The following is a 12,317-nucleotide window of genomic DNA, read 5'->3' on the forward strand; positions in this document are numbered from 1 at the left end:
ATGATTTTAACAGTCACAATGAACCCATCCATTGATATTTCCTATCCCTTGGATGAGTTAAAGATTGATACTGTCAATCGTGTGGTGGATGTAACCAAAACGGCTGGTGGTAAGGGCCTCAATGTTACCCGAGTACTTTCAGAATTTGGAGATTCTGTTCTTGCTACTGGTTTAGTGGGTGGTAAACATGGTGAGTTTTTGGTTGAAAATATCGATGATCAAGTAAAGAAAGATTTCTTCTCAATTCAGGGAGAAACTCGTAACTGTATCGCTATTCTTCACGGAGACAACCAAACAGAAGTTCTTGAAAAAGGTCCTGAAGTATTGGAACAGGAAGGTCAAGACTTTTTGGAACATTTCAAAAAACTCTTGGAGTCAGTTGAAGTAGTAGCTATCTCAGGTAGTCTGCCAGCTGGCCTTCCAGTTGATTACTATGCGAGCTTGGTAGAACTTGCTAATCAAGCTGGCAAGCCTGTTGTTTTGGACTGCTCTGGTGCAGCACTTCAGGCGGTTCTTGAATCACCACATAAACCAACAGTCATCAAACCAAATAATGAGGAATTGTCCCAGCTTCTAGGAAGAGAAGTTTCTGAGGATTTGGATGAATTAAAAGAAGTACTTCAAGAACCTTTGTTTGCAGGTATTGAATGGATTATCGTTTCACTTGGTGCCAACGGTGCCTTTGCCAAACATGGTGACACTTTCTACAAGGTAGATATTCCTAGAATTCAGGTAGTAAATCCTGTTGGATCTGGAGACTCTACTGTGGCAGGAATTTCTTCAGGACTTCTTCACAAAGAATCGGATGCAGAATTACTCATCAAGGCAAATGTCCTTGGTATGCTCAATGCTCAAGAAAAAATGACTGGTCATGTCAACATGGCCAACTATCAAGCTCTATATGATCAATTAATAGTAAAAGAGGTATAAAATGGCTTTAACAGAACAAAAACGTGCACGCTTAGAAAAACTTTCTGATGAAAATGGTATCATCTCAGCTCTTGCATTTGACCAACGCGGTGCTTTGAAACGCCTCATGGCTCAACACCAAACAGAAGAACCAACTGTAGCTCAAATGGAAGAACTTAAAGTTTTGGTAGCAGATGAATTGACTAAATACGCTTCATCTATGCTTCTTGATCCTGAATATGGACTTCCAGCAACTAAAGCTCTTGATGAAAAAGCTGGTCTTCTCCTTGCTTATGAAAAAACAGGTTATGACACAACAAGCACAAAACGCTTGCCAGACTGCTTGGATGTTTGGTCTGCAAAACGTATTAAAGAAGAAGGTGCAGATGCAGTTAAATTCTTGCTTTACTATGACGTAGATAGCTCAGACGAACTCAACCAAGAAAAACAAGCTTACATCGAACGCATCGGTTCTGAATGTGTGGCTGAAGATATCCCATTCTTCCTTGAAATCCTTGCTTACGATGAAAAAATTGCGGACGCTGGTTCTGTAGAATATGCGAAAGTAAAACCACACAAAGTTATTGGTGCTATGAAAGTCTTCTCAGACCCACGCTTTAACATTGATGTATTGAAAGTTGAAGTTCCTGTTAATATTAAATATGTTGAAGGCTTCGCTGAAGGTGAAGTAGTTTACACACGTGAAGAAGCAGCAGCCTTCTTCAAAGCCCAAGATGAAGCAACTAACTTGCCATACATCTACTTGAGTGCTGGTGTATCAGCTAAACTCTTCCAAGATACTCTTGTATTTGCCCATGAATCAGGTGCAAACTTTAACGGAGTTCTTTGTGGCCGTGCTACATGGGCTGGATCAGTTGAAGCATACATCAAAGATGGTGAAGAAGCAGCACGTGAATGGCTTCGCACAACTGGATTTGAAAACATTGACGAACTCAACAAAGTTCTTCAAACAACAGCAACTTCATGGAAAGAACGCGTGTAAGCAAGTCCTCCTAGGTTAGGAACATGAATCTAAAAATTTTTTAAAAAAGTTGTATGTAAAGGTTTACAAAATAACTTACTTGTGCTATACTTAAATCACAAGTTAATACAAGGTGAGTGTTACTAAGTAATATTAGGCATGATCACAGGTGAATTAGAAATCGGCTTATTTTCTAGTTCATTTGTGGTCATTTTTTGTACTCATATACCTTTAAGATATAAAAGGAGGTTGACATGTATCGAATTCTAAATCCAATGAATCACAATGTCTCGCTTGTCAGAAATGATAAAGGAGAAGAAGTGATTGTGATTGGTAAGGGGATTGCATTTGGAAAGAAGAAAGGGGATTTGATTGCTGAACATCAGGTTGAGAAAATCTTTCGGATGAAGACCGAAGAGTCAAGAGAAAACTTTATGGCTCTCCTAAAAGATGTTCCGCTTGATTTTATCACAGTGACTTATGAAATCATTGATAAGCTATCAAAGAAATATCATTATCCGATTCAAGAGTATCTCTACGTAACCTTGACAGATCATATTTACTGTTCTTACCAAGCTCTAGCACAAGGAAGGTACAAGGATAGTAATCTGCCAGATATTTCCACTAAGTATCCTGTCGCTTTTCAAATCGCAAATGAAGCATTTGAAATTTACCGTCAGAAGCTAGCGGATCATTTTCCTGAGGACGAAATTATTCGGATTGCTTATCATTTCATTAATGCCGAAGGTGAAAATGAAGTGGAACTTGTGGAGTCGATTGATAAGAGGAAAGAAATTCTCAGGAATGTTGAAGAAGTGCTAAAGGAATATGCAATTCAACGAACTAAAGAGAATAACCATTTCTATGATCGCTTTATGATTCATTTGAATTATTTCTTGGATTATTTAGACAGGTCTAGAGATGATAACCAATCACTTCTGGATATGGAAGACCATATCAAACAATCCTATCCAAAAGCGTTCGAGATTGGTTCCAAGATCTATGATGTGATTACGCAACATACGGGTCTTGATTTGTATAAAAGTGAACGTGTTTATCTAGTTCTACATATCCAACGTTTATTGTCATAAAAATTTAATTAAAAATACATAAGGAGAATTCTATCATGAATAGAGAAGAAGTAACATTGTTAGGTTTTGAAATCGTAGCCTATGCTGGCGACGCTCGTTCAAAACTATTGGAAGCCTTGAAGGCTGCTGAAGCTGGTGATTTTGAAAAAGCGGACGCTCTGGTAGAGGAAGCTGGTAGCTGTATTGCAGAGGCTCACCACGCGCAAACAAGTCTATTGACCAAGGAAGCAGCTGGCGAGGATTTGGCTTATAGCGTAACCATGATGCATGGTCAAGATCACTTGATGACAACTATTTTGTTAAAAGATTTGATGCACCATTTAATCGAACTCTACAAGAGAGGAGTTAAATAATGAATAAACTAATTGCATTTATCGAGAAAGGAAAACCTTTCTTTGAGAAATTATCTCGTAATATCTATCTTCGTGCTATTCGTGATGGTTTCATTGCAGGTATGCCTGTTATTCTCTTCTCAAGTATCTTTATCTTGATTGCCTTTGTACCAAACTCATGGGGCTTTAAATGGTCTGATGATGTTGTTAATCTCCTCATGAAACCTTATAGCTATTCAATGGGGATTCTAGCTCTCTTGGTAGCTGGTACAACAGCTAAGTCATTGACCGACTCAGTAAACCGTAGCATGGAGAAAACCAATCAAATCAACTATATGTCAACATTGTTGGCAGCAATTGTTGGTTTGTTGATGTTGGCAGCTGATCCTATCGAAAATGGTCTTGCTACTGGATTCTTGGGGACAAAAGGTTTGCTTTCAGCCTTCCTTGCTGCCTTTGTTACTGTAGCAATCTATAAGGTTTGTGTTAAGAACAACGTCACTATTCGTATGCCTGACGAAGTTCCACCAAATATCTCACAAGTTTTTAAAGATGTGATTCCATTCACTCTATCAGTTGTTTCTCTTTATGCTCTTGATTTACTAGCTCGTCATTTTGTTGGTGCAAGCGTAGCTGAATCAATCGGTAAATTCTTTGCACCATTATTCTCTGCTGCTGATGGTTATCTAGGTATTACGATTATCTTTGGTGCCTTTGCTTTCTTCTGGTTTGTTGGTATCCATGGTCCATCTATCGTTGAACCAGCTATCGCAGCTATTACCTATGCCAATGCCGAAGTCAACTTGAACCTTCTCCAACAAGGTATGCACGCTGACAAGATTCTTACTTCTGGTACACAAATGTTTATCGTTACCATGGGTGGTACTGGTGCGACACTGGTTGTTCCATTCATGTTCATGTGGTTAACAAAATCTAAACGTAACCGTGCAATCGGTCGTGCTTCAGTAGTTCCAACTTTCTTTGGTGTAAATGAACCAATCTTGTTTGGTGCACCACTTGTTTTGAATCCAATCTTCTTCATTCCATTTATCTTTGCTCCTATCGCAAACGTTTGGATCTTTAAATTCTTCATTGAAACTCTTGGAATGAATTCATTTACTGCTAATCTACCATGGACAACCCCAGCTCCACTAGGTCTAGTTCTTGGTACGAACTTCCAAGTTCTATCATTCATTCTTGCTGCTCTTCTAATCGTGGTTGACGTAGTCATTTACTATCCATTCCTTAAAGTCTATGATGAACAAATTCTTGAAGAAGAACGTTCAGGTAAGTCTAATGATGAATTGAAAGAAAAAGTTGCTGCGAACTTCAACACTGCAAAAGCAGATGCTATTCTTGAGAAAGCGGGTGTAGAAGCAGCACAAAATAAAATTACTGAAGAAACAAATGTTCTTGTTCTCTGTGCAGGTGGAGGGACAAGTGGTCTCCTTGCAAATGCTTTGAACAAGGCAGCAGCAGAATACAATGTTCCTGTGAAAGCAGCAGCAGGTGGCTATGGTGCTCACCGTGAAATGTTACCAGAGTTTGATCTAGTTATCCTTGCCCCTCAAGTTGCTTCAAACTTTGAAGACATGAAAGCAGAAACAGATAAACTCGGTATTAAACTTGCCAAGACAGAAGGTGCTCAATACATCAAATTAACCCGTGATGGAAAAGGTGCTCTTGCATTTGTACAAGCTCAATTCGATTAACGATAGGGACTGTGAAACAGTCTCCTCTTGTTACGGAAATCGCTATGGCGAATTTCCTAATCGCCTTGTTAATTCGTTGGTAAAAAGATATCGTTTTTACCTCCTCATGTCACAATTCGATTAAGGCTAGGGACTCTGAAATAGTCTCCTATCGTTGCGGAAATCGCTATGGCGAATTTCCTAATCGCCTTGTTAATTCGTTGGTAAAAAGATATCGTTTTTACCTCCTCATGTCACAATTCGGTGACTTGGTACAAGAAGTGAGATGGAGAAGGATGGCTCACTGACTCCTCTCCTCTCACTTTTACTTTATTTAAATCAAGAAATAGGTGAAAAAAATGACAAAAACACTTCCAAAAGACTTTATTTTCGGTGGCGCAACAGCTGCTTATCAAGCAGAAGGTGCTACGCATACTGATGGAAAAGGACCAGTTGCTTGGGATAAATATCTTGAAGATAACTACTGGTACACTGCAGAACCAGCCAGTGATTTTTACAATCGATATCCAGTTGACCTTAAGTTGGCAGAAGAGTATGGTGTCAATGGTATTCGAATTTCTATTGCTTGGTCACGTATTTTCCCGACTGGTTACGGTCAAGTAAATGCTAAAGGTGTTGAGTTTTATCATAATCTATTTGCAGAGTGTCACAAACGTCACGTTGAGCCCTTTGTAACTCTTCATCACTTTGACACACCAGAAGCTCTCCACTCAAATGGAGACTTCTTAAACCGTGAAAATATCGAACACTTTGTAGACTACGCTGCCTTCTGTTTTGAAGAATTCCCAGAAGTAAACTATTGGACAACATTCAATGAAATTGGACCAATCGGTGATGGTCAATACTTGGTTGGTAAATTCCCTCCAGGTATTCAGTACGATCTTGCCAAAGTCTTCCAATCGCACCACAATATGATGGTGTCTCATGCACGTGCAGTAAAATTGTACAAAGAGAAAGGTTATAAAGGTGAAATTGGGGTTGTTCATGCTCTGCCTACTAAGTATCCTCTAGATCCTGAAAATCCTGCAGATGTTATTGCGGCAGAGTTGGAGGACATTATCCATAATAAATTTATCTTGGATGCAACTTATCTGGGTCACTACTCTGAAAAGACCCTGGCAGGGGTAGAGGCTATCTTGGCTGCCAATGGTGGTAGCTTGGATCTTCGTGAAGAAGATTTTACAGCATTAGAAGCTGCAAAAGACTTGAATGATTTTCTAGGAATCAACTACTATATGAGTGACTGGATGGAAGCCTTTGATGGAGAAACTGAAATCATCCATAATGGTAAGGGTGAAAAAGGAAGCTCTAAATACCAAATTAAAGGTGTTGGTCGTCGTGTAGCTCCTGACTATGTACCACGTACGGATTGGGATTGGATTATCTACCCTCAAGGTTTGTATGATCAAATCATGCGAGTGAAGAAAGATTATCCTAACTACAAGAAGATTTACATCACTGAAAATGGACTTGGTTATAAAGATGAGTTCGTCGATAACACTGTTTACGATGATGGCCGTATTGATTACGTGAAACAACACTTGGAAGTCTTGTCTGATGCTATTGCAGATGGAGCGAATGTAAAAGGTTACTTCATTTGGTCATTAATGGATGTCTTCTCATGGTCAAACGGTTATGAAAAACGCTACGGTCTCTTTTATGTAGACTTTGAAACACAAGAACGTTATCCTAAGAAATCAGCTCACTGGTACAAGAAAGTAGCAGAAACTCAAGTGATTGAGTAGTAGAATTACTAATTAGATATAGAATTTTAGTGAGGCAAAAAGATGTTCAAAGATTTTATCCAATCTATTTATGAAAAAGTTTATATTATAAATTTCGAAAAATGTTCTCAAATACCTTGTTTGACTAATGAGGAGCTGAAAAATCTTGGGAAATGGTATGTCTCTACCGGTAAAGAATGGATTTGCCATTCAGACTATGAGCTGGAAGAATTTAAAAATATCTTTTTAAATTTTATCAGTCCTGAAGAACGGGATAATATCTCCTTTGATTCAGATTTTATGCCGTTTCAACAATCATAAAGAATCTAGGAAACTCTTTGTAAAAATCTTCATCAAAAAATGCGTCATATCAAGATTTTTATTTTCTTGATATGACGCATTTTATATTTTATCAATCCTCAGTCTTATGGTTTAGAAAGAATAATTTTTGTTTGTTTTGAAAGTTGTTCAAACGTTTCTTTGCTCAGTTTAGAATCTGAAACGATGATATCAATATCAGAGATATTGTAGAAGGTATAGAAATCAAATTTATTGAACTTACTATGGTCAGCTAGTAAGTATTTTTTATTGGAATTATTGAGGGCGATGCGTTGAGATTCACCTTCCTCTTCACTAAAGGTCGCAATCGCATTGTCCTGAATACCATTACAGCTAACGAAAGCTTTAGAAAATTGAAGATTGGCTAAGTTTTGCAAGGTTAGTGTTCCCACAAAGGCTCCAGTGATAGAGCGGTAGTTTCCACCGATTAAAATCAAATCTGTTAGTTTTCGTTCGTTTAAGATGAGAAAGACTGGTAAACTGTTTGTTACAACACGAATATTATCAATTGGAAGTTCACGGGCAAAAGATTCTAAGGTCGTACCAGGGCCGATAAAAATAGTTTCACCCTCATCAATTAAATGGCCTGCAAAACGGCTAATTTCTTGTTTTTCTGCGATTTGTAAGCTTTGTTTTTCAATATTGGAACGTTCATTATTTAAAATAGAACCTGTGCGAATTTTCTCAGCTCCCCCGTGTACTCGAACAAGTAGATCCTTGTCTGCCAACTCTTGCAAGTAGCGTCTAGCAGTCATATCTGACACATCCAAGCGAGTCATGATTTCTTTTACAGTAATAGTTCCCTTTGTATTTACCGTTTCTAGAATATTATCTAGTTTTTCTTGCTTTAACATCGTTATCACCTCTATTTCTATTACTATTTTATCATAAAGTATTCAATCAATCAATTTAAAAAACAAAAGAAAACAAAAACAAAAATATCATGGTTGTTTTAAACAAGCCATGATATTTGTTATCAGTTCTGGGATAATTGAATTAGTCCAAACCGTAGTTGTAGTCATCGTCTTGCATAGCTTCAACTTCACCAAGAAGGTAACCATTTCCGACTTGAGAGAAGAAGTCGTGGTTAGAAGTTCCTGTTGAAATACCGTTCATAACGATTGGGTTGACATCATCAGCTGAATCTGGGAAGAGTGGATCTTGTCCCAGGTTCATGAGTGCCTTGTTAGCATTGTAGCGAAGGAAGGTTTTGACTTCTTCCGTCCAACCAACACCGTCATAGAGGCTTTCTGTATAGCCTTCTTCATTTTCATAAAGAGTGTAGAGCAGGTCGTACATCCATTCTTTGAGTTTTTCTTGCTCTTCTTCAGGCAATTCATTGAAACCGAGTTGGAATTTGTATCCGATATAGGTTCCGTGAACAGACTCATCACGAATGATCAATTTAATGATTTCAGCGACGTTGGCTAGTTTATTGTTACCAAGATAGTAGAGGGGAGTGAAGAAACCAGAGTAGAAGAGGAAGGTTTCAAGGAAAACGCTGGCAACTTTCTTTTCAAGTGGGCTACCGTTTAGGTAGATTTCGTTGACGATCTCAGCCTTCTTTTGTAGGTAAGGATTGGTATTGGTCCATTCGAAAATTTCTTCAATCTCAGCCTTAGTATTCAAGGTAGAAAAGATTGATGAGTAAGATTTAGCGTGGACAGATTCCATAAATTGGATGTTATTGAAAACAGCTTCCTCATGTGGTGTACGGATGTCTGCGCGAAGGGCTTGAACCCCAGTTTCAGATTGCATAGTGTCGAGAAGGGTTAAACCACCAAAGACTTTTCCAACCAAGTCTTTTTCTACATTTGATAGCTTTCTCCAGTCATCCAAGTCATTTGACAAAGGAATACGTGTATCAAGCCAGAATTGCTCCGTCAGTTTTTCCCAAGTTGATTTGTCGATGACATCTTCGATGGCATTCCAGTTAATGGCTTTGTAGTAAGTTTCCATTTTGAAATCTCTTTCTGTGTTTAGTATTGCGAACTCACAATTACTTCTATTTTATCATAATTCTAGAGGAGTATCGCACAAAAAGTCGGAAGTCCGACTTTTGTGTTTTTCCATAGTATAGGTGCTTATTCCAGTTTAGTTTAGCAGGGTGAATGAATCACTAATTTGAGAAAAAGTAGTTTCCTCAAGCAAAGATTAAATCACACAGCTTTCACATTGGTTGGCACCGACTTCTCCACCATCATCTGTAAAGGTACGGACGTAGTAGATAGACTTGATTCCCTTGTTAAAGGCATAGTTACGAAGGATAGACAAGTCACGTGTCGTTTGCTTATTTTCCTTCTTCCATTCGTAAAGACCTTTTGGAATGTCACTACGCATGAAGAGAGTGAGTGAAAGTCCTTGGTCCACGTGCTCAGTTGCGGCAGCATAGACATCAATCACCTTACGCATATCCATGTCGTAGGCAGAAGTGTAGTAAGGAATGGTTTCTGTTGACAAGCCAGCAGCAGGATAGTAGATTTTACCGATTTTCTTTTCTTGACGTTCTTCGATACGTTGCGTAATCGGGTGGATAGAAGCAGAAACGTCGTTGATGTAACTGATAGAACCATTTGGCGCTACAGCAAGGCGGTTTTGGTGGTAAAGACCACCTGCTTGAACCTTGTCGCGAAGTTCAGCCCAGTCAGCAGCACTTGGGATAAAGACATCTTTGAAGAGTTCTTTAACACGTTCTGATTTTGGAACAAACTCGCCTGTAATATACTTGTCAAAGTAGCTTCCGTTAGCATAGTCTGATTTTTCAAAGTTGTGGAAGGTGATGCCACGTTCACGCGCAATATTGTTTGACTCAACTAAAGTCCAGTAGTTCATAAGCATAAAGTAGATGCTAGTAAACTCAACAGACTCAGGTGCCCCATATTCAATCAATTGTTGGGCAAGGTAACTGTGAAGTCCCATGGCACCAAGACCAAAGGTATGAGCTTGGCTATTTCCGTGGTCGATGGTAGGCACAGCTACGATGTGTGAACTATCTGTAACGAAAGTAAGGGCACGAACCATAGCACGGATAGAACGACCAAAGTCAGGTGAAGTCATCATGTTAACCACGTTGGTTGAACCAAGGTTACATGAAACGTCCGTTCCCATTTGAAGGAATTCTTGAGCATCGTTGATCAAGCTTGGTTCTTGAACTTGAAGAATCTCAGAACACAAGTTACTCATGATAATCTTACCATCAACAGGATTTGCACGGTTAGCCGTATCAATGTTGACGACATAAGGGTAACCAGACTCTTGTTGCAATTTAGAGATTTCAGTTTCCAAATCACGCGCCTTGATTTTTGTCTTGCGGATATTTGGATTTGCGACTAGCTCATCGTATTTTTCAGTGATGTCGATGTAGTTAAATGGCACACCGTATTCAAGCTCTACTGAGTAAGGGCTGAAGAGGTACATTTCTTCATTTTTACGAGCTAGTTCGTAGAATTTATCGGGTACTACAACACCAAGTGAAAGAGTCTTTACACGAACTTTTTCATCGGCGTTTTCTTTCTTAGTTGAAAGGAAGGCGATAATATCTGGGTGGAAGACGTTGAGGTAGACAACACCGGCACCTTGACGTTGACCCAATTGGTTTGAGTAAGAGAAGCTATCTTCGAAAAGTTTCATAACTGGAACGACCCCAGAAGCTGCTCCTTCATAGCCTTTGATAGGTGCACCAGCTTCACGAAGGTTGCTGAGGGTAATTCCCACACCACCACCGATACGTGAAAGTTGAAGAGCAGAGTTGATAGAACGTCCGATAGAGTTCATATCATCAGTTACTTGGATTAGGAAGCAAGATACCAACTCCCCACGACGAGCACGTCCAGCATTCAAGAAGGAAGGAGTAGCAGGTTGGTAGCGTTGGTGGATGATTTCATTGGCAATATCGATTGCAATAGCTTCATTCCCATCAGCAAAATAAAGGGCGTTAAAGAAGACACGGTCTTCCATGCTTTCAAGATAATATTCACCGTCGTTAGTTTTCAAAGCATATTGATTGTAAAATTTATAAGCTGCCATGAAAGACTTGAATTGGAAGTTTTGGTCTTTGATAAATTGAGACAATTCTTCCAAAAACTCTGGACGGTATTTCTTGATAAAGGCTGTTTCGATGTAGTTGTGTTCAATGAGGTAGTTGATTTTATCCTTGATTGAATCAAAAACCATAGTGTTTGGAACTACATTTTCTTTAAAGAAGGCATCCAAGGCTTCCTTATCTTTATGAAGCATGATTTGTCCATTAACAGGACGGTTGATTTCGTTATTGAGACGGAAGTAAGTTACGTCCTCAAGATGTTTTAATCCCATAAAATTTCCCTTATCTAATTACAAAAGAAAGGCTTCTAAGTTAGCCCTAGAAGCAGTTTCTTCTGGATGATGTATTAAGATTATGCTAATTGTTTCAGTTTTCCTGGTTGGAAACCTGAAAAAACTTCAGTTGGTGTTTGGATAACAGGAGCTGCGCTGAAACCGAGCTCTTTAACTTGATCGATGTATTCAGGTTGCTCATCAAGATTGATTTCACGATAAGCGACATTATTACTGTCCAAGAAACGTTTGGTCATTTTACATTGGACACAGTTGTTTTTAGAATAAACGGTTACCATTGTGTAACTCCTCTTTCAAAATAGATTACTTTCTTAGTATATCAGAAAATAAATTTTTGTCAATGATTTGAAACTAAATATAGTGGTCTATTTTTCTACTCAAGGTCACAAAACACAATATGTAGTGTTTATTTTGTGAAATAGTGATGATTATCCTAGAAGTAGTTTTTTGGAAAACTATATCCTGTGTTTTGTTATCTAGAATAGAAGATTTTCAGCAAGTTATCTGAAAGGAAATCGAATAAATCCCATAAAATGCTTGAAAAAAATCCTAGAAGATGGTATAATACCAAATTGTAAGGGTTATCACATATAACTCAAAAAAGAAAGAACAAAAGGAGAGTCAAACTATGGCTTCTAAAGATTTCCACGTAGTGGCAGAAACAGGTATTCACGCACGTCCAGCAACATTGTTGGTACAAACTGCAAGCAAATTTGCTTCAGATATCACTCTTGAGTACAAAGGTAAATCAGTTAACCTTAAATCAATCATGGGTGTTATGAGTCTTGGTGTTGGCCAAGGTGCTGATGTAACTATCTCAGCTGAAGGTGCAGATGCAGATGACGCTATCGCTGCAATCTCAGAAACAATGGAAAAAGAAGGATTGGCATAAG

Annotated in this window: 12 protein-coding genes; 8 read left to right on the plus strand and 4 right to left on the minus strand. The window is 38.7% G+C overall.

The window, feature by feature from the left end:
• From JQ841_RS08565 to JQ841_RS08595, 7 genes are all read left to right on the plus strand, one after another.
• A complete protein-coding gene (locus JQ841_RS08565) occupies positions 1-930 on the plus strand; it encodes a tagatose-6-phosphate kinase (protein WP_033605644.1) in 930 nt (309 codons plus the stop codon).
• Between the two features lies 1 nt (position 931).
• The gene (lacD, locus tag JQ841_RS08570; RefSeq protein WP_001229115.1) at positions 932-1,912 is read left to right on the plus strand and encodes a tagatose-bisphosphate aldolase; all 981 of its coding nucleotides are present in this window, start codon (positions 932-934) and stop codon (positions 1,910-1,912) included.
• Positions 1,913-2,145: 233 nt separating this feature from the next.
• The gene (locus JQ841_RS08575) at positions 2,146-2,982 is read left to right on the plus strand and encodes a PRD domain-containing protein (protein WP_203180658.1); all 837 of its coding nucleotides are present in this window, start codon (positions 2,146-2,148) and stop codon (positions 2,980-2,982) included.
• A 35-nt stretch (positions 2,983-3,017) separates the two neighbouring features.
• Positions 3,018-3,335, plus strand: coding sequence for a PTS lactose/cellobiose transporter subunit IIA (locus JQ841_RS08580; protein ID WP_004260646.1), 318 nt, complete (start codon positions 3,018-3,020; stop codon positions 3,333-3,335).
• Complete coding sequence (locus tag JQ841_RS08585) at positions 3,335-5,026, plus strand: lactose-specific PTS transporter subunit EIIC (protein WP_203180659.1); 1,692 nt, start codon at positions 3,335-3,337, stop codon at positions 5,024-5,026. Before JQ841_RS08580 ends, JQ841_RS08585 begins: the two co-directional genes overlap by 1 nt.
• A gap of 338 nt (positions 5,027-5,364) precedes the next feature.
• Positions 5,365-6,771, plus strand: coding sequence for a 6-phospho-beta-galactosidase (lacG, locus tag JQ841_RS08590; RefSeq protein WP_050242723.1), 1,407 nt, complete (start codon positions 5,365-5,367; stop codon positions 6,769-6,771).
• A 42-nt stretch (positions 6,772-6,813) separates the two neighbouring features.
• Positions 6,814-7,071, plus strand: coding sequence for a DUF3884 family protein (locus JQ841_RS08595; RefSeq protein WP_080713123.1), 258 nt, complete (start codon positions 6,814-6,816; stop codon positions 7,069-7,071).
• Between the two features lie 104 nt (positions 7,072-7,175).
• On the opposite strand, the gene JQ841_RS08600 is transcribed toward JQ841_RS08595, so the two are convergent.
• The 4 genes from JQ841_RS08600 to nrdH form a co-directional block, all read right to left on the minus strand.
• Complete coding sequence (locus JQ841_RS08600; protein WP_049516646.1) at positions 7,176-7,943, minus strand: DeoR/GlpR family DNA-binding transcription regulator; 768 nt, start codon at positions 7,941-7,943, stop codon at positions 7,176-7,178.
• Positions 7,944-8,085: 142 nt separating this feature from the next.
• Positions 8,086-9,048 (minus strand): class 1b ribonucleoside-diphosphate reductase subunit beta, encoded by a 963-nt coding sequence (gene nrdF, locus JQ841_RS08605; protein WP_000451386.1) that lies wholly within the window; start codon positions 9,046-9,048, stop codon positions 8,086-8,088.
• A 195-nt stretch (positions 9,049-9,243) separates the two neighbouring features.
• Entirely contained in the window at positions 9,244-11,403 is a 2,160-nt protein-coding gene (nrdE, locus tag JQ841_RS08610) for a class 1b ribonucleoside-diphosphate reductase subunit alpha (RefSeq protein WP_203180660.1), read from the minus strand.
• Between the two features lie 80 nt (positions 11,404-11,483).
• Positions 11,484-11,702 carry a glutaredoxin-like protein NrdH gene (gene nrdH / locus JQ841_RS08615; RefSeq protein ID WP_000259240.1) on the minus strand — a complete coding sequence of 73 codons (219 nt, stop codon included), beginning with the start codon at positions 11,700-11,702 and terminating at the stop codon, positions 11,484-11,486.
• Positions 11,703-12,052: 350 nt separating this feature from the next.
• On the opposite strand from nrdH, the gene JQ841_RS08620 reads away from it, so the two are divergent.
• Complete coding sequence (locus JQ841_RS08620; RefSeq protein WP_000146947.1) at positions 12,053-12,316, plus strand: phosphocarrier protein HPr; 264 nt, start codon at positions 12,053-12,055, stop codon at positions 12,314-12,316.
• Position 12,317 lies beyond the last annotated feature (1 nt).

It is taken from the genome of Streptococcus mitis, assembly GCF_905187535.1.
GTDB lineage: Bacteria > Bacillota > Bacilli > Lactobacillales > Streptococcaceae > Streptococcus > Streptococcus mitis_BS.